The following is a 16,890-nucleotide window of genomic DNA, read 5'->3' as shown; positions in this document are numbered from 1 at the left end:
GCAAGGTCACAGCCAAGAGGCAGACTCGTGAAGCATGACCTCGGCTGGCGCTTCCAGCTTGCAGGCCTGAGCTGCACCCGCAAACGTACAGATCAGGTTCCGGAGACAGCAACGATGCGCTGGGCGTCCGCGGACTCGATCAGCAACTCAGACACCCGATAGCCCTCGAAACCGAGTGCACGGCGCAGCCACTCGGGCTGAGGGCCCTCACCGTCCCAGGCATCGCTCGTGACCGGATGCCGATACTTCACCCGACGGGCAGGTTCGGGCGGGAGCCCCTTCTCTTTGACACGGATGAGCTCCTGAGGCGTGATACGCCAGAACTCCACGAGTTGGCGAGCCACGTGAAGTGCCCGGCTACGCGCTCGCTGGAACTCGGCCTCCTCCGCACGCCTCGCTTCCCGGGCTTGCGCCTCCCGCTCGCGTTCGACCTCGGCAAGAAGCCGTCGCAACTGGGTATCGCTGATGCCATAGCGTTCTACCTGTGCGCGGATTTCTCCAATAGCCCGCGCGCGACCTAAGGAGGACACCTCTTCGCCGGACGCACGAAGTCCAACGAACTGTTTCGACGAGTTCATGGATCGATGATGCCATGCACTGCGTACTCAGCGTTCCAGGATCTTTGCCGACTTCACTCGCCGCCGAGGGGCAAAACCGCAGGAGAATGATTAAGACCATTCCGCGAGCGTCACCTAGATACTTGTCGCGAAAGCACGAGAAAATGGCCCACGCAGCACCAGGCACAAAAAGTAGCCGGCGGAAATCGATCATTGAGCCCGCGCTCTATCTATCGACTATCGGCGACGCCCCCACTTGGGCGGGTAGAGTATGAGGGCGACGCAACCGATAAAAAACAGCAGCAGCCCGAAGACAACCGCAACAGCGAAAAGCGACGGCGAGCGGAATAATATCGACAGACCGAACATCGCCAAAAACATGCGCCACCACATACATACCCCCTTTGTGAATCGCTGCCCGCCGGGCGCTCCGTTAAAAAAGTCGAGACACGCTCCGGGTAGCCCGCCGAATCCCGCCGAACTCCGGGCCCCCACTCCTACTGGCTCCGCAACAACCCCTCGAAGTCCACGAAGGAGAACTCCGCTCTCTGTCAACTCGTCGCGGACGACCGGTTTGATCCAGTCGGCCGCCACCGCTGGACATCGGTTCTCGACAAGCTCGCGCGGATCGTCTTCCAGGCCACCGGGTGGTACTCGCTCATCGCGAGATCGATGAGCTCGTACGGATCCACCTCGAGCGCTCGCGCAACGTCCCCCATGCGATCAAGCGGCAGCTTGGTCTTGCCTTGCTTGATCATGGTGACCACGTTTGGCTTCTCGAAGCCAATCTCTCTGCTGATCTGCAGCTGCGTCTTTCCGCACCTTTCGATGGCGTCGGTGATGTAGCGCGCGACTTGCGAATGGGCGGGTTTCCCTTCAGCGGCTTGCGACATGACGATCCTTGCTTCAGTGATGCTTGATGCGCTCGAGGCGATGGGCCGCGGTGATGACCCTGTCGCCTTCGCCCACGACCAGGTAGACGTCGAGGTGCCTCTCCAGCGTCTTGACAAAGCGGGCGCCCACGTAGCGCTCGACTTGCCTGCGCGCTCGCTGGTCGAGGAACACCTTTTCGGCTCCTCCGATGGCCCTCTCTCGACGGCCGAAGCGCATCACCAGGTCGACGACAAGCGGAGGGATGGCGCGTTGCTGGCAACGCTTGGCCGCGTGCTGGGTGAGATCGAGCGTCATGCCTGCCCCCAGATCTGCTTGCCATCGAGGTAGGCGGCGCGAACCACCCGGCCCGCCATCTTGTAGAGGCTCTTGGCGCCGCCCCGCTCGCTCGCCATCCGCACGGCATAGCCCTGCCTGACCACCAGATCGATCATCTGGCTCTCGTCTTCCACCTCCTCGGTGGCTTCCTTGGTGTTGCCGCCCGTCCCGCCGGGCGAGAGGCGAAAGGCCACCTTCTTGGTGTCGCGGTTCTTCATCCGCGTCGGGTAGAGCCGAGTGCCGTCGTGCAGAACAAAGACCAGACGCGAGCTCAGCATGTCGGGGTCGCCCACCTCGGGGTCCACGACACCCGGCGTCGGCGGCACTGCGGGCTCGCCGATGGCCTCCAGCATCAGCTCGACCTCCCGCGGGTACTTCAGTCGCATGACCTGGGCGGTGAACCAGGCAGGACTGACCAGCAGCGTCTTGGCAATGGCCTCGCAGTCACGCGGGTCCAGCAGGTGCGGATGAGCAGGCAAGGCCGTGAGGTAGTCGGCTCGCTCTCCGGTCCACGCCAGTTCGGAGGCGACGGCGGCCACGCTCTTTCCGAGGCCGCTCCATCGGGCGTCCAGGTAACGGCCGAGGTCGAGAAGATTCGCAATCGCCTCCGGATGCTCGCCGGGGACCTCACTGACGTCCGTGAACACGGTCGGCCTGAAGCCGCGCTTGCCCCGGAGCCAACGACGCGCCTCCGAGTTCTCCACCAACTCGTCGCAAGCGCGCAGGCGCTGTTGCTCGTCGGTCGAGGAGACCATGTTGCGCACGCTGCGCTCGTTCAGGTGTGCCAGCAGCGCGATCTCCTTGATGGAGACGTACGTCCCGGTGTCCAGGTTGAGTCGCGCCCGGGTGTGCTCGCACAGCGTCTGCAATGCGCCGCTGGGAGCGGCGCCTCCGTAGAGCGGGTCCGCAAAGAAGAGATCGAACTGATCCGAGGAAAACGAAAGCACGAAGTCCTCCACCAGCTCAACGTCCGCGGAGAACACGTCGGGGCTCATGCCGATGGGGTGCCGAGCTTCGAACGCGTAGTCGTACATCGCGGCCACTGTGAGCCCCACCGGCAGGACGTCAAGGTCGATCTCCTCGAGCCTAGGGTGCGAGTCGGGGCGTCGCATGACGCTTTCAAGGTCCAACGCGACCAAGCCCATCGGCTTGTGGTCCTTGTTGGCCAGCGAGAAGGCGCGCTCGCCGAAGAGGCCCGCGAGCCGCATGACGTCAGCGAGCAGTCGAGCGCGGAGTTCGGTGCGGATGTCTGCCAGGGAAGGAAGGTTCTTGGTGTCCATATTGCCTCGCAAAATGTTGTGTGCACGGCGCATGATCGAACTATAGCATCAACGTGCGCGGTGTGCGCACATTTTTTTGTCAGACTTTGCGGGAACGCGATGACCGAGGGAAGCGAGGGGCGACATGAGGACCGTTGGCTGTCCTTCAGCCTCGGGGCCTCGCGCTGCGGACGCGCGCGAATGCCCACCCTGGGAGTGGTGCTCTCTCTCGGCGCGCCGAACGAGCGCGCCCTGATCGCCGGCCGACTCGGGTCAACGGATGCGGTGTGGAACCAGCCGATGTTCAGCAAGAACCGCGACCGACTCATCGACGATCGAACTGTTCAACGCGGCGATGGAAGCGGGCGATCACGCGAGCTGCTGTCAGGCAAGCAATCCACATCGACGGCGCGCGCGCAGGCAGAAGAACCTGACGCCGCGTATCGCCCAGCACCCCGGGCTCGACACAGGCTCACACAGCCTTCGGACGGAACCTCCGGGCAGCGTCAGCGACATCATCCTCACCGACGCAGCACACGTAGCCTCGCGCCGCGAAGCCGAGCGCCGCCTCGATGAAGAACGCATCCATCGCCGCCCGCGCAGTCGCCTCAAGCTCCGACGAATGCGCAGCCCGCTGCCAGCGTCCGATCGCGTGCAGGAAGGGGTCATCCACCGGGAACTTCAACCGCCCCGGGCCTGAAGCGCCGAAGGCCTGTCGCCACACCACCACGCACACGGCGGGATCCAACCGTGGACCGGCGTCGGGGTCCTGTGAGGTCACGGCGCTGGGCTGAGATGAACGCATCCCCGAAGCATCGGGCCAGGCAGCGAGCTCGAAGCACGCCGACAACGTTGAGACGCCTCGCGACGCAACGCTCGCGACGACGCAGCGAACAGCGCCGGAGATCGCCGCCGGCGCCAGCCGCCGCTGCCACCGAGCTTGCTCAGCACCCTGCGGCCGACATCTCATCCGCACAGTTGACCGTGAAGACCTGGGCACGGCTGCAGCCGCCGAGCGACGAACGCCCACTGGCCGCTTCCGCCCACGCCAGCACCCGCCAGCCGGCCTTTCCCTGCCGGTCCTTTGCCATGCAGACCACGGCGCGAGCCGAGTCCGGCTGCGCCCGGGAGACCGGCTCCAGCAGCGCCGGCGGCACGAAGGCGCGGGTACCGTCGTCGCCCTGCAGGAAGGCGTAGCTCTGCCCGTCGCGCCGGACGAGCGTGCCGGTGACGGGGCGACAGAAGCCGGCGATCGCCTCGGCCTCGGTAGGCCGGAAGCGGATCGAGCGCACGTCACCCTGTCGGAAGGCCACCTCGACCAGCTGGCCCGGCCGCAGCCGTTCCGCGCCGGGGTGCCGGGCGTAGTGCAACGAGGTGCCCTCATCCGGAGCGAAGGCCACATGGGCCAGGGCCTTGCCGGGGTTCTGGTGATCGACGACACCGATGCGGAACACCACCGGCCGCTCGTCCAGCCGGTCGAGCACGCGGCCGGCCTCGCGCGCCGTGTCCGGCTCGGGCGGCAGCCGGCTGGCGTCCTGCCGGAGCGCGAACCACTCCGATGCGGCGAAGCGCGCCAACTCCTGCGGCAGCTTGAAGCCGCTGGCGCGCCGGAACGCCAGCGCCCGGTGCACCTGCAGCGCGGCTTCGTCGAAGCGCTGCGCCTGCACCAGCAATTCGGCCAGCCGGACCCGCGTGCCGGCCACCTCTTGCGGCTGGCCCGCGAGCGACAGCGCGTGGAAATGGCAGACGATCGCGTCGGCGGGGGCATCGAGCTCGAAGGTTCGCCCCAGCGCGTCCCAGGCCCATGCGGCCTGGCGCTGACGGCGAACCACGGCCGCCAGGCGGCCCCGCGCCTGTCCGACCTCTCCCCGCGCCATCAGCCAGCGGCTCAGCGGCAGGTTCAGCCAGGGATCGTCGGGATGCCGGCGCAGCGCGTCGTGCAGCTGTCGCTCGGCCCAGTCCCGCAGCGCCGGCTCGAGCACCAGCCCGCGCTCGGCCAGTTCGCGCCCGACCGCGTAGAACCAGCGCGACTCGAGGCCAGGCATCCGCTTGCCGTTCGGCATCGCGTAGGGCTGCCGGTCCTCGGGCCGGAAGTGGCAGGGGTCCCAGCCGCGCGCGAACTCGAGGAAGCCATCCCACTGGCGATGCGTCCTGACCGCCAGGTTCGTCATCAGCGAATGCAGCAGGTCGGGGCGCTCCACCGCATCGAGCGTCCGGTACTCGGCCAGCCACAGCGGCATGCGCTCGGTGAACTGCGCGGGCGCGATGCGCTGCTGCTCCAGGTCGTCCACCTCGCGCTTGACGATGTCGTAGAGCACCCAGCCGTAGGCGCGCTGGATGTAGACGTCGCCCGGGGAAGACTCGTGAGCGCCACGCGCCCGTTCCAGCGCCTCGGCCAGCTCGCCCGCCTTGCGCAGGCGCGAGATGTCGGCGGCGCCGATCAAGACGCCATCTCCAGGGCCTTCCGAACCTGCTCGAAGATGCCGAGGCTGCTGCCCGGGGCGCCCACCTCCGTCGCCCGCGTCCAGCGCTTCCTGCCGTCGTGGTGGAAGTCGACGCGGCCCCGTCGCCCGTCGCCCTCGATCGTGCAGCGCAGGCGGTAGCTGCCCGGCTCGGTGGCGACGATGCGCAGCCCGATGCCGGCCAGCGCCGCCTGCAACTCCGATCGGAAGTCGTCGTGGAACGGGTCTGCGTCGGCCGGCGCCGCCGCGCCGGGCAGCAGCGCCTCGCTGCAGCGGGCGAGGCAGGTCTGCAGCAGCACCGCGTCGGCGCGGCTGCCGGGGACCGCCTTCACGCTGGAGACCCGCATGTCGCCCTTGTAGTAGTACTGCAGCGCGGCCTGCGCCCCGTCGCGTCCCAGCAGGTAGCGCTCGAAATACTGGCCGTGCTGCACACGCAGCACCTGGACGCCGACGCCGGCCAGCGCATCCCGCAAGCGCCGGTGGTGCGCGAACAGCGGCTCCTGCCCGGCCTGGAAGCCGAACCGGGCCCAGTCCGGGTCCGCGGCGGGCTCGTTCGAAGCCGCGACGCTCGCCGTGCAGCCGGCCACGCGCGGTTCGCCGACGATGCCGACAGCCGCGCTGGGCTCGGGTGCGGTGCGCGCCGGCGTGGCGGCCACGGGCAGCGCGGCAACGGCCGGCGCGCCGACGAAGCGCAGCGCCGACACCGCCCGGAACGACGGCGGGCTGACCAGCAGCAGCCGTCGCCGCGCCCGCGTCACCGCGGTGTAGGCCCAGCGGAAGAACCCCTCGCTGCGGCGGCCGCTGCCGACGCCGCCGAAGTCGACGATCGCCGTGTCCCACTCGCCGCCCTGGGCCTTGTGGCAGGTCAGCGCGTAGCCGTACTTCACCTGCAACGCGTTGAACCACGGATCCTGGCGCAGAGCGGCGCCGAACTCGGCGGTGTTCGGGCGCAAGTGAGGGTGGCGCTGGCGGAAGTCGACCAGCAACGCACGCTGCTCGACCGGGCTCAACTCGCGCTCCGGCGAGTCGAGCAGGTTCTCGAGGATGCGCGCGTCGACCTCGCGCGCGCTGCCGTCCGGGTGCTCGCAGAGCAGCGTCACCTCGCGGAAGGCCAGTCGCACCGCTTGCTCGACGCCGCGGATCGGCACGTGGCGCACCTCGGGCGCGGCGGCCAGCCGCAGCAGCCCGACGATGTCGCCGTTGCGCACATCGTGCAGCGGCGCGTTCTTGTTGACCAGCAGGCGGTCGCCGACGCGCGGCGCCCGGTCCTCGTCGCCCCAGCGGCGCTCGCGGACGGCACGGTTCAGGTCGCGCGCCGCCGCGTTCGCCTGCGTGACCAGCACGACCGAAGACCCGGCGTCCAGCCCCTGGACCACCTCGCCGATCGCCGAGCCGACGGCGACATGCTCGATCTCGCCCGGCGCCGGCGGCAGCGCGAAGCTGTTGAAGTCGCGGCGCGCGATCGCCCCGCGCAGCGTCGTGGCGCGGTCGAGCACCGCGCTGTCGCCGGCCTGGCGCATCACCTCGGTCAGCTCGTGCTCCTCGCAGCGCAGGCCGAAGGTCTGCTCGATGTAGCGGGCCGACAGCGCCGGCGATTGCCGGTCGCCCACCGGCGGCAGCTGCGCCGGGTCGCCGACCAGGACGATGCGCGGGTCGCGCGGCTCCCGGCGCTCGCGTCCGTGGCGGGCGAGCCGGGCGTAGGTCACCAGGTCCAGCAGCACCCGCCCCGAGCCGAACTGGTACAGGTCCTCGCGCGTCTCCTTGTCACCCACCATCGAGGCCTCGTCGACGATGAAGACGGTGTCGGTCGATTCGCTGTCCTTGAGCGGGAAGACGAAGCGCAGACCCGGGTCGTTGCGGTCGCGCGCCTGCTCGTGCACATGGATCGTCTTCAGCGCGTAGAGCTCGCCGTGGACGGTGCCGGCGGAGTGGCCGCTGGCCTCGATCTTCGCGTTCAGGATCCGCGCCGCGCGTCCGGTCGGCGCCAACGTGCGGGCGGAGCGGCCGGTCGCGTCGAGGTGCGCGAGCATCGCCCGGATCAGCGTCGTCTTGCCGGTGCCGGCGCTGCCCTTCAGCAGGAAGCACTCGGCGTCGCCGTCGAGAAACGCCCTGAAGGCGGCCATCGCCCGGGACTGCGAAGGGGTCAGCGTGATGTCGTTCATGCGCGGATCGTCTTTCGGATGAAGGTCGTTCGGGTACGGGGGGCGTGCGCGACTCGTCAGAACGGGATCAAGTCGTCGTCCTCCGAAAGCACCGGCGGCCGCGGCGCGCTACCGCGTGCGGTCGGCCCAGCGGTGCTGCCCTTCGGCACGACCGCTCCCCCGACGGCAGGCGCCACATCTCCGGATCGCGGCCGCAGTGGCGGACCAAAGTCACCTTGTTCACCGAAACCAATGCCGCGCACCTCCCGCACATCGACTCGTCTTGCCGCGCCACCTGCGTCGACACCCGGGCGGGCGCCACAGGGGCTCCTTTTCTCGATGCGCCGGCCGTTCGGGGGCGGCTCATCGAGGGGCCGGAGTGTCTGGTGGCAGTAGCGGCTGCAGCCCGGATCGGCAACGTTGCCGCGAGGGGGCCGTGAAGGCTCGTTCGGCCGCCGGGCGCACGGCCGCCGCGAGGGCGCCGCCGAGGGCGGCGTGCAGCGGCTGCGTGGCGCAGGCCGCGATGAGGCACGAGATGGCGAAGATGGCGCGGGCGGCGTCGCGCCCGGCGCTGGCGGTCAGGACGAGCGTCAGCCCGCGGGCTCTCGAGCGCTCGGCGAGCCCCCGAGTCGCGTCAAGACGCGGTTGAAATGCGATGGGGGCTGATGGCGTCGCTCGGCAATTTCACGCCACGCGATTTGCAGTCGCTGATGCACCGCGGCGTATGAAAAGCTCGCCGATTTTTTGCATCAAATCCCCTTCGGAATTCGGGGTGCGCTGACCGTATCTTTGGTGACAGCGCTTCTTCGGCGTCTCAATCCCCTTCGGAATTCGGGGTGCGCTGACAATGAAAGTACACGCACTCCTTTGGCAAGAGTCTCAATCCCCTTCGGAATTCGGGGTGCGCTGACAAATACGTGGAGGCTCAAAAAGAAATATCCCGTCTCAATCCCCTTCGGAATTCGGGGTGCGCTGACCATGGAACGAGATCGGCGTGGCACTGGTGAGTCTCAATCCCCTTCGGAATTCGGGGTGCGCTGACCTCATCAACGAACTTTACGCTCTCGCCGGTCTCAATCCCCTTCGGAATTCGGGGTGCGCTGACTCAAATGAGCGCCAAGCAAAAACAAGCCTCGTCTCAATCCCCTTCGGAATTCGGGGTGCGCTGACGCACCTCTTGCAAGTGCCTGTCGCGAAACGAGATTCTAGCCCTCTTGCGGGCAAGAACCGGCCGGACGCCGTCTCGGAGGCCCGAAACGGCCTCCAGACCAGGGCAAGAAGCCAAAAACCCTTTGAAATCAATGTGCTGCCAGACATGGCGGTCATTTCGGCAACGGCAGGCCAGTCATCGTTCGTCCTGCAGCCGGCCGTCGGCGCCGAGCCAGACGCCGTCCGACAGGTAGGCCGGCTCACCGTCGCCAGGGGGTAACCTCGTCGTAGAGCGCCTGCATCTCCCTGCGCGCCCGGACGTCGAGCGGAGCGCGACTGCAGGCGTATTCGCGTTTCCGGACGAACCACGGCGTGCCCTGGCCGGCGAGCAGGGACTCATCGATCGGCTCGTCGGCAACGAAACGCTGCGCGATTTCCAGAACCAGCCGGTGGACGTCGGCGGCGTCGTCGCTGTAGTAGTTGCGGACCATACGTCCGCCGGCGGTGGCGAGGCGTCCGGCCGCGTCGAACTCGAAATCGGTCGCCACGTCATAGAGCTTCAGGTCGATGCCGCGCTTGCCAAACAACACGATGATCGACCGCGACTCGCTTCGCGCGACGAACGCGCGGTGCCAAGAACAGGTTCTCGGGATGCAGGCCTCGAACCCGAGTTGGTCGAGGGCGCCCATCAGATCGGCCTGCGTTCGCGGCCAGACGGTGCCGCTCATCGCGCGTCCCCGGCCGTGTCCGGCGTGGCGGGCACGGCACCGCCGGTGCCGAGGTCACGGCCGTCATCGACGATCTCGCGCCAGGTCCGATAGCCGGGTGGAAGATCGACGCCGGCCCACTCGGCGATCCGTTCGGGCAAGCGCTGCAGCTGGGCGACGCCGCTGACGATCTCCACACGGGTCAGCGAGTTCAGGTCGGCACGGTCGAGCACGTCGCTCGGAATGTCCGCTTCGCGGGCGTTCGTGACGATCCAGCTGGTGGCCAGCAGCCCGCCCACGCTCAGCTTCAGGCTCGCCGACTTGTTCAGCGTGCCCTGTGCTTCACGCACCAGCGCCCGGCCGGCCTTGGTCTCCAGCGTCAGCAGCTTGTTGCGCCAGACGAGCGCGACGTCGAGCTCGTTCATCTCGCCGTGCTTGCGCCCTTCGCGCCGGCCCAGCCGGTCCAGCCCGACGTTGGCGCCGAAGTGCGCGGCCGGCAGCCCGACTGCGGCAACGCTGAGCAGCGCGAACTCCTCCATGTAACCGCCGGCCAGGTAGCTGGCCGCGTCGAGGTCCGCGAACACCAGACGCAACCGGCCATCGGCCGCCGGCCCCGGATCGCGCAGCAGGCCGTGGACCGACAGCTGGTCCAGCAGTTCCCGGCTGGGGCCGTCCAGAAAGCCGCCCCTCAGCAGCTGTGTCTCCTGCCCGGGCTGGAATCGCTGCCGGTCTTTGCGCGCGCTCTCGACGGCCGCGTTGGCCAACGCATGCAGCGTCGCCGCGAGGCCGTACGAAGTCCAGGAAGTGTCGCCGTCGCGCCGCGTCTGCAGCCCCGTCCCGGTGGTCGGCAGCCGCAGCACGAGCCGGGCGGTCAAGGCCTCGCGCTGCTTCATCGTCGCGAACGCGGGGGAGTCGACCCGGGTGACACGCGTCGTCTTGTAGCCCTGCACCGCCAGCAAGGTGTCGAGATCGATCAGTCGCGGTTGGAGCGGCGCGTGAGCAGTCCCCGGCGAGTCGATCGTTTCGAGGACCCCGCGCTCGGTGTCGCAATAGATGATTCGAGCCTGCGAACGCAGCGCGTCGGTGAACGCCAGCGTCATCAGCTTCGTGCCGCCCGTGACGTTGAGAACGAGACGATGCGAAGGGAAACTGCAACGCAGCGAAGCCACCGCACGCTCAACCGCCCGCTTCAGCGCCGGATAGTCGGCGTCGCCCGGCAGGTCCACGACGATCGGCTCGCCGTCGCGGCCCGACTGCTGCGCCAGCACCTCGACCATCGACTTCAGCCGCTCGGCCTCCGGCAGCATTTTCGGGCTGGCGAAGATCACGACCCGGTCCCAGCGCTCCATCAGCATCGGCAGCAGGTTCGGTTGCGTCTGGCCGCTGGCGATGCACAGATGCAGCGTCGGCGCGTTGTCGCCGAGCGGCGCTGCACCGCCGGTCGTCATCGCCGCGCTGCGCGTCCCGGTGCCGACGACACGGAACTCGTCGAGCCGTGCGCCGCAGGCCTCCATGTCGTCGGCGCTCAGTTCGCGACCGCGCCACTCGGCCGGGACGTTCATCGTCAGGTGCCAGTAATGCGCGCCGCGCCGGTTCAGTTCGGCGATCAGGTGCACCGGCAGCGTGCCGATGACCACGTCGCCGGGCTCGACGGTGGCAACGTCGAGGTTGCTCTCGACGCGGGCGGCCTGCACCCCGTGGCGCTGGGCCCAGTCGAGCGCTCCGGGGTGGCGGGTGACGAAAAGGTGTCGGGGCATGGTGTCGGGTTACGGTGGGTCAGCGGCGCTGGCTGTGGGGCTGGAGGGCGAGCCGGTTGTCGCGACTCTTGGCCTCCACGAACTCGTTGCGCGCACCGACCGTCAGCTCCAGCGGCGTGAGATTCGCCGCGGTGGACTGAGGCAGATCGGGGTTCGCCATCGCGAGCAGTTCGCACATCGTCGCGGTGCGCTCCCAGCCGGGAATCTGACGCTGCATGTAGGCGACGAAGGCGCGCATGCAGTCTCCCAGCCCGGGTGCGGGGGCGGCGGGGTCGTTCGCCCGGACGGCGTCGGGCGCGTCGGCATTGGCGATCCGCACCCGGACACAGCCGAACCCGAAGGACTTGCCGAGTCCGAGCGCGTGGCGCAGCCGGTCGTCGCCGCCCCAGGTCAGCGCCCAGGCCACCGCGCCCAACTCCTCGGGCGTCACGTTGTGCAGGCGGATGCGGCCCGTGAAGCGGTTGTCGGGCGCGAGCGCCTGCAGCCGCGTCTGCACCGTCGCTTGCGACTTGGCCGGGGGCTCGGGCACCCGGATCTCGGGAAACGGCCGCACCGGGTAGCGCTTCCAGCCGCGCAGCCGCGCGTCGGGAGACAACACGGTGCGGTAGTCGGGCGACTTCAGCACGCCGCCTTGCTGCTGTTGCTCCAGATAAGCCGGATAGAAGCTCGGCTTCGGCTGGCCCAGCACGGTCGGTTGTGCGTACGCGGCGTCGGCCGGGACAGGCCGGCCCTGCGGCGACCCCGACCAGCGCAGGTCGCCGACGAACACCCGGCCCTTCAGCGCCGCGTCGCCGCCGACGTGGCCGAACAGCGTCTCGACGAAGTCGAGCCGGCGCGCCACGCCGGCTCGCGGCCGGTGCTCGTCGGGCACCATCTGGCCCAGGGAACGCGGGCCGGGCAGCCGGAACATCTGCGACAACCCGATCTGCAACTCGCCGTGGCTCTCGATCCAGAACACCGGGACCGGCGTGCCCTCGGCCGCGCGCCGCGACCAGTGGGTGCTCCAGTCGCTGTCGTCGTGGCCGTAGACCTGGCGGAACCGCGTCATGGCCCCCGGATCGATGACGCGCGACTCGGGCTTGCGGCCACAGAGCCCGAAGACGAACTCCATGTGCTTGTTCGGCACGCCCTGGCCGGTGACGACGAGGGCTCCGACGGTCGAGGACGGACTCGTGTCGTCGACCGGCAGCAGCCGCGGGATCCGCCGGTAGCGCAACTGCTTGCCGCGGCTGTGTTCGTGAACCGCTTCCTCGACCCGGGGGTGCCGCACCTGCACGTGTCCGGTCTTGGTCAGCTTGCCGGCACGGCTCGCCGCCTGCAGCGCGGTCCGCAGCACCTCGTACTTCTGCGCGGCCGTGGTCCGCTTGCCGGGCCAGACCTCGCGCGACAAGCCGAAGTGCCGCGCGATCTGGTCGTGCTCGACACGGGCGACGGATGTCGGCTCGAGCCGCCAGTCCTGACCGTCGAACCACAACCAGCCCCCCTGCGCCAGCGGCCGGGCGCCGACCGCGGACGATCGAATGTCGCCGCCGACCATCGCCCGCATGTACTCGCTGCCCGAGGTCGTCAGGTCCCGAATCGACAGCGCCCGGTCGTCGATCAGCTGCATCCGGCTGAAGCTGGCGATCTCCAGCACGTTGCGCAGCATCCCGCGCAGCGAGGAGCCGGGGATCGCCGGCGTGCCGTCGGGGTGGGTGTGGAAGCCGACGACCGGCACCTGACCCTTCTGCCGCGGAGCGTCGTCGCGCTCGGCACCGACGAGCAACGGCGTCTCGGCGACGAGTTCGATCTGCAGGTCGGCGCACAGCCCTTCGCGCAACGGCAGGTCGTGCGAGACGCGGTCCTGCCACTCGGGGCAGACCACCTGCTGCGCCAACGGCGCGAAGTTGTAGGCCGAGGTGATGCCGCGCGGCAGCGTGGACCCGCCGCGCCAGGCGCCGTTGCCGTTGCCGCCATTGCGGCCGTTGGAGTGTCCGGGGTGTGCCATGTCTCGTCCGTTCGCGATCTCGTCAACGGGCCGCGGGCGGCAGCAGCCGCGCCGCGACCTCGCGCAGCGCGCCGCCAGCCTCGGCGACCAGCAGCACCTCGTGGCGCCACGGCTCGCCGGTGTCCACCGCGCAGTGCTCGCGCACCAGCGTCCAGCCGCGCAGCGGCGCGTCGGGCCCCGGCTCGGCTTCGGTTTTCGGCTCCAGCGCGTGCCAGGTCGTGCACAGCCACTCGCCGTCGGCTTCGCGGACGTGCAGGCTGCGCCGGTCGGCGGCCAGCTCGGCGTTCAGCACGGTGCCGGCGGGCCAGGGCTGGCCGGCGTGCCAGCGTTGCGCGGTGGCGGTCGTCTCGACCCAGCCGGCGGCCTCGGCGTCGAAGCGCTGCAGCGCGGCGGCCACGGCCGACGCGTCGCGCAGCCGCTCGGTGCGGCAGGCCCAGCGCGCGGGCGCCAGCTCCGGCGCCCGCCAGGGCGTCCCGGCCAGGCGGCGCACCAGCTCGATCAGGTCGCGCGGAAAGATCTCGTCGTTCATCTCGTCGTGCCTCGCGTTCTCAGTCGGCCGTCGCCATATCGGGTTGCGGCAGCCGGCGCTCGCCGTCGCAGGTCCAGCGGCCCACGAAGAAGCCCAGCCCCGAGGCCGAGTCGGCGCCGAGCGCCAGCCGGCCCGCGCACAAGTCGTCCAGCGCCAGCGCCAGCGCCTGCAGGTCGGTCGCGGTGACGCCGACCCGCGCGGCGCGCTCGCGGTCCAGCCCCAGCGCCAGCTTCAGCAGCGGTCCGGCCCCGGCGGCATGCAGGTTCTCCTCGCTGAACAGCAGACCGTCGCGCACGCCGCCGGTGAAGCGGTCGATGCTGTTGTGCATCCGCGTCTGCGCGACGACGTGCTCGCGCTCGATCCGCGCGTCAGCCACCCAGAGCACGCCGGCCTGGCCTCGCGCGGGACCGCGGTCGGCCGCGTGGCCGAACAGCCGCCGCACCGTGTCGCAGTCGCGGCTCTTGTCGTGCTCGCGCGCCGACTCGGCGTCGGCCCAGCGGCCGTTGAGCCGGTGCGCGTGGAAGGCGACGCGGTGCGCGAGCGCGCCCTTGACGCTGGAGGCCGGCACCAGCACCGTTTCCTCGTCGGCGCGCTGCAGCCGGCCGCGGCCGCCGGTCCAGGCGACACGCGCCTCGGTCCGCGGCAGGTCGTCGGGCAGCTTGGCCGGCGGCTTCGCCTGCAGGCTGTGGTGGCCCGAGCCGAAGCGGAACCCTGCCTCCGGCGCGAGTTCGACCTCGATGCGGTGGACGCCGGCGCGCGTGGCCGGCACGCCGCCGACGGCCAACGGCGCCATCCCGTCGGTCTCGCCGAGGTGCGGGGACAGCCGCGCCCAGCGGCCCAGGTCCGCCGGACGGCGCAGGTCCAGCGCGAGCCGGTGCGCGCGGACTGCGGCGATCTCGCCGAGCCCGCTGCGGGTCTGCGCGCCGACGCGCAGCCCTTCGACGCACAACAGCGTCTGCAGCCAGCCGGCCTCGCGCGGCTCGCCGCTGGCCGGGTCGACGTCGCCGTCGCCGCTCCACAGCGCGAGCTCGACGCTGAAGCGGTGGCCGGCCGGCAGCACGGTGCGGTCGAACAGCCCCTGGTCGGCCGCGACGCCGCGGTGGTCGATGCGCACGCGCTGGCGCGTCGTGCCGCTGCGCTGCGTCAGCGGCCGCAGCAGCGGGTCGTCGACCTGAGGCAGCAGGCCGGCGACCGGCCGGTCGCGGCTGTCGTGGATGCGGCCGTGGCTCAGCGTCACCCGTGAGACCTGGCCGCGATCGCCTTCGGCACAGCCGAACAGCGCGCGCGCGGCGGCTTCGCCATGCCAGCCGGCGACGGCCGCACGCAGCACGCCGGCCAGCGCGCTGGCCGGCAGCATCGGCAGGCCGTTGGCGTCGGCGGCCAGCACGACGTCGCGGACGCCGTCGCCGCGGCCGGTGCCGATCGACAGCGGGCTGCGCGCTTCGACGACGACGCGCCAGAGTGTCAGCAGCGGCATCGAGGTTCGGGTCATGCTTGCTCCTTCGCGGCCACGCGGCCCGACGCGCGCTGGGCGTCGTCGAGCGCGGCCTGGCCGGTGTGCAGCGCCAGGCGGCGCGCGTCGGCGCACAGCCGCTGCCAGGCGTCGAGACGCGCGTCGTCGCCGGCGAACCGGGTGTCGGCGGAAAGCGCGTCCAGGGTTTCGGCGATCCAGTCGCGCAGCGACAGGCGGCGGGCGCCGCCGTCGGCGCCGCGCTCGTGGGCCTTCATCGCGTCCCAGTGGCCGTCGCCGGCCGGGACGGCGCCGCGTGGCGCGCCGTTGCCCTCGGCGGCGCCCAGCAACGCGATGCGCAGCGCGTCGACGCTTGCGCACCGCATCGCGGCGCTGGCGACCGCGCCCCACTGACTGGGGCCGGGGCCCATCGGCGTCTCGGGCGCCAGCGCCTGGTAACGGCGTATCGCGCTCCAGCGCCGCAGCAGCGCGCGCCGCGCGTCGGCGACGAACCCGGCGGCCGCATCGGCATGCGAAGACCGCCTGCTGCGCGCGGCCAGGAATGCCAGCAGCGGGCTGCCGGCCGGCGCGGCAGGAGCGGCGGCCGGTTCGGCGGGGCGGATAGGCGCCTGCGCGGCATCGAAGCTCGGGTGCAGGCCGCGCAGCAGCGGCGGGTCGACGAGCACCTCGCCGAGGCCGAGTGCGCGCCCGAAGCCGATGCCGTGCGTGGCCAGCCGTTGAAGCTCGTCGGCGACATAGCCGCCGTCGCGCTGCAGCGTGATCACGCTGCCGGCCTGCAGCAGCTGGCGCTCCACCTCGGGCAGCGCCCGGTGCGCGTTCCAGGCGCTGACGCGGCGCGTGCGGATGAAGCTGCGCGCGAGGTCCAGGCGCGCGCCGGGCAGACCCAGCAGCTCGCCTTCGGGGCACAGCGTCGGCTGGCCGCTGGCGTCGCGCAGCCAGGCGTCGCTGAGCAGCCACAGCCGCAGCGTCGGTCCCGCAAGCGCCGGCGTCGCCGGTGGCGTTCTCGCCGGGCCGACCTGGGCGCGCACGCGGCCGTAACCGCTGGCGCGGCTGCGGCCGATGCGGATGGTGCCGTCGAAGGCGCCGAGCACGCGCTCGGCGACGGCGCGCGGCACGGTGCGGTCGATCGCGATGTACCCCTCGAAGCGCTGGTCGCGCGCCAGGCTCTGGTACGAGAACAGCTGACCGTCGGCAACGACACCGTCGCCGTCGATCGCGGTCATCGTCCGCTCGCGATGCACGGGACGCACGCAGCGGCCATCCGCGGTGACGTAGCCGTCGCGCAGGCCCCGCGGCTGGGCGACGACGCGCGCCAGCTCGGCCGGGTCCGGGGCCTCGGCGAGGTTGAACAGATGCTCCGCCAGCCACGCGCCGCCCACCTGCGGCGGCCGGTCGGGCCGGCCCTTGTCGGCGTGCCAGCACAGCGGCACCGGCCAGCTCGGCTGGCCGCCCGGCCCCGTCGGCCGGGCGTCGCCGAAACGGACGGCGCCGGAGTGGAAAACCGCCCAGGCATCCTCGCCGAGCGCGTCGTACAGCCGCGCAGCGGCCCAACCGCGCAGAGCGCTGCCGGGGATGCGGTCCAGGCAGCGATGGCCACCGGTTGTCGCGCTGCGTTCGCTGAGGACGAGGTCGTCGACCAGGGTCAGGGTCACAGGATGGATC

13 protein-coding genes and 1 CRISPR repeat array are annotated in these 16,890 nt (G+C 70.6%); all 13 genes read right to left on the bottom strand.

All coding sequences use genetic code 11. The features are described from left to right. Positions 1-92: 92 nt before the first annotated feature. Positions 93-578, bottom strand: coding sequence for an H-NS family nucleoid-associated regulatory protein (locus tag RBXJA2T_RS19660; RefSeq protein ID WP_081467576.1), 486 nt, complete (start codon positions 576-578; stop codon positions 93-95). Between the two features lie 530 nt (positions 579-1,108). After that, on the bottom strand, positions 1,109-1,450 hold the full coding sequence (locus RBXJA2T_RS01915; RefSeq protein ID WP_009855625.1) for a helix-turn-helix domain-containing protein: 342 nt from the start codon (positions 1,448-1,450) through the stop codon (positions 1,109-1,111). 13 nt (positions 1,451-1,463) lie between these two features. Further along, positions 1,464-1,745: a hypothetical protein gene (locus RBXJA2T_RS01910; RefSeq protein ID WP_009855624.1), complete on the bottom strand. Its 282-nt coding sequence runs from the start codon at positions 1,743-1,745 to the stop codon at positions 1,464-1,466. Next, positions 1,742-3,046 (bottom strand): hypothetical protein, encoded by a 1,305-nt coding sequence (locus RBXJA2T_RS01905; protein ID WP_009855623.1) that lies wholly within the window; start codon positions 3,044-3,046, stop codon positions 1,742-1,744. The genes RBXJA2T_RS01910 and RBXJA2T_RS01905 overlap by 4 nt, the downstream gene beginning before the upstream one ends. A gap of 451 nt (positions 3,047-3,497) precedes the next feature. Beyond that, the gene (locus tag RBXJA2T_RS01900) at positions 3,498-3,773 is read right to left on the bottom strand and encodes a hypothetical protein (protein WP_138938749.1); all 276 of its coding nucleotides are present in this window, start codon (positions 3,771-3,773) and stop codon (positions 3,498-3,500) included. Between the two features lie 196 nt (positions 3,774-3,969). Next, a complete protein-coding gene (locus tag RBXJA2T_RS01895) occupies positions 3,970-5,469 on the bottom strand; it encodes a tetratricopeptide repeat protein (protein WP_009855621.1) in 1,500 nt (499 codons plus the stop codon). Then, on the bottom strand, positions 5,466-7,649 hold the full coding sequence (locus RBXJA2T_RS01890; protein ID WP_009855620.1) for an ATP-dependent DNA helicase: 2,184 nt from the start codon (positions 7,647-7,649) through the stop codon (positions 5,466-5,468). The genes RBXJA2T_RS01895 and RBXJA2T_RS01890 overlap by 4 nt, the downstream gene beginning before the upstream one ends. 726 nt (positions 7,650-8,375) lie before the next feature. Then, positions 8,376-8,798: a CRISPR direct-repeat array (repeat unit 35 nt; unit sequence GTCTCAATCCCCTTCGGAATTCGGGGTGCGCTGAC). A gap of 239 nt (positions 8,799-9,037) precedes the next feature. Then, complete coding sequence (locus RBXJA2T_RS01885) at positions 9,038-9,505, bottom strand: hypothetical protein (RefSeq protein ID WP_009855619.1); 468 nt, start codon at positions 9,503-9,505, stop codon at positions 9,038-9,040. Further along, the gene (gene csx16 / locus RBXJA2T_RS20300; protein WP_081666910.1) at positions 9,502-11,241 is read right to left on the bottom strand and encodes a CRISPR-associated protein Csx16; all 1,740 of its coding nucleotides are present in this window, start codon (positions 11,239-11,241) and stop codon (positions 9,502-9,504) included. The genes RBXJA2T_RS01885 and csx16 overlap by 4 nt, the downstream gene beginning before the upstream one ends. Before the next feature lie 19 nt (positions 11,242-11,260). Further along, positions 11,261-13,228 carry a TIGR03986 family type III CRISPR-associated RAMP protein gene (locus tag RBXJA2T_RS01875; protein ID WP_009855617.1) on the bottom strand — a complete coding sequence of 656 codons (1,968 nt, stop codon included), beginning with the start codon at positions 13,226-13,228 and terminating at the stop codon, positions 11,261-11,263. Between the two features lie 22 nt (positions 13,229-13,250). Then, entirely contained in the window at positions 13,251-13,757 is a 507-nt protein-coding gene (locus tag RBXJA2T_RS01870) for a hypothetical protein (protein ID WP_009855616.1), read from the bottom strand. Between the two features lie 19 nt (positions 13,758-13,776). Beyond that, positions 13,777-15,249: an RAMP superfamily CRISPR-associated protein gene (locus RBXJA2T_RS01865; protein ID WP_081467575.1), complete on the bottom strand. Its 1,473-nt coding sequence runs from the start codon at positions 15,247-15,249 to the stop codon at positions 13,777-13,779. After that, on the bottom strand, positions 15,246-16,880 hold the full coding sequence (locus tag RBXJA2T_RS19400) for a type III-B CRISPR module-associated Cmr3 family protein (RefSeq protein ID WP_138938748.1): 1,635 nt from the start codon (positions 16,878-16,880) through the stop codon (positions 15,246-15,248). Before RBXJA2T_RS19400 ends, RBXJA2T_RS01865 begins: the two co-directional genes overlap by 4 nt. Positions 16,881-16,890: the final 10 nt, after the last annotated feature.

This window comes from Rubrivivax benzoatilyticus JA2 = ATCC BAA-35 (assembly GCF_000190375.1).
Classification (GTDB): domain Bacteria; phylum Pseudomonadota; class Gammaproteobacteria; order Burkholderiales; family Burkholderiaceae_C; genus Rubrivivax; species Rubrivivax benzoatilyticus.
This window is presented reverse-complemented; position numbering and strand designations above follow the sequence as displayed.

What these genes read in the sequence shown, in the direction of transcription:
- RBXJA2T_RS19660 (WP_081467576.1), bottom strand. Translation starts at nt 578, where the DNA reads ATGAACTCGTCGAAACAGTTCGTTGGACTTCGTGCGTCCGGCGAAGAG.
- RBXJA2T_RS01915 (WP_009855625.1), bottom strand. Translation starts at nt 1,450, where the DNA reads ATGTCGCAAGCCGCTGAAGGGAAACCCGCCCATTCGCAAGTCGCGCGC.
- RBXJA2T_RS01910 (WP_009855624.1), bottom strand. Translation starts at nt 1,745, where the DNA reads ATGACGCTCGATCTCACCCAGCACGCGGCCAAGCGTTGCCAGCAACGC.
- RBXJA2T_RS01905 (WP_009855623.1), bottom strand. Translation starts at nt 3,046, where the DNA reads ATGGACACCAAGAACCTTCCTTCCCTGGCAGACATCCGCACCGAACTC.
- RBXJA2T_RS01890 (WP_009855620.1), bottom strand. Translation starts at nt 7,649, where the DNA reads ATGAACGACATCACGCTGACCCCTTCGCAGTCCCGGGCGATGGCCGCC.
- RBXJA2T_RS01885 (WP_009855619.1), bottom strand. Translation starts at nt 9,505, where the DNA reads ATGAGCGGCACCGTCTGGCCGCGAACGCAGGCCGATCTGATGGGCGCC.
- csx16 (WP_081666910.1), bottom strand. Translation starts at nt 11,241, where the DNA reads ATGCCCCGACACCTTTTCGTCACCCGCCACCCCGGAGCGCTCGACTGG.
- RBXJA2T_RS01875 (WP_009855617.1), bottom strand. Translation starts at nt 13,228, where the DNA reads ATGGCACACCCCGGACACTCCAACGGCCGCAATGGCGGCAACGGCAAC.
- RBXJA2T_RS01870 (WP_009855616.1), bottom strand. Translation starts at nt 13,757, where the DNA reads ATGAACGACGAGATCTTTCCGCGCGACCTGATCGAGCTGGTGCGCCGC.
- RBXJA2T_RS01865 (WP_081467575.1), bottom strand. Translation starts at nt 15,249, where the DNA reads ATGACCCGAACCTCGATGCCGCTGCTGACACTCTGGCGCGTCGTCGTC.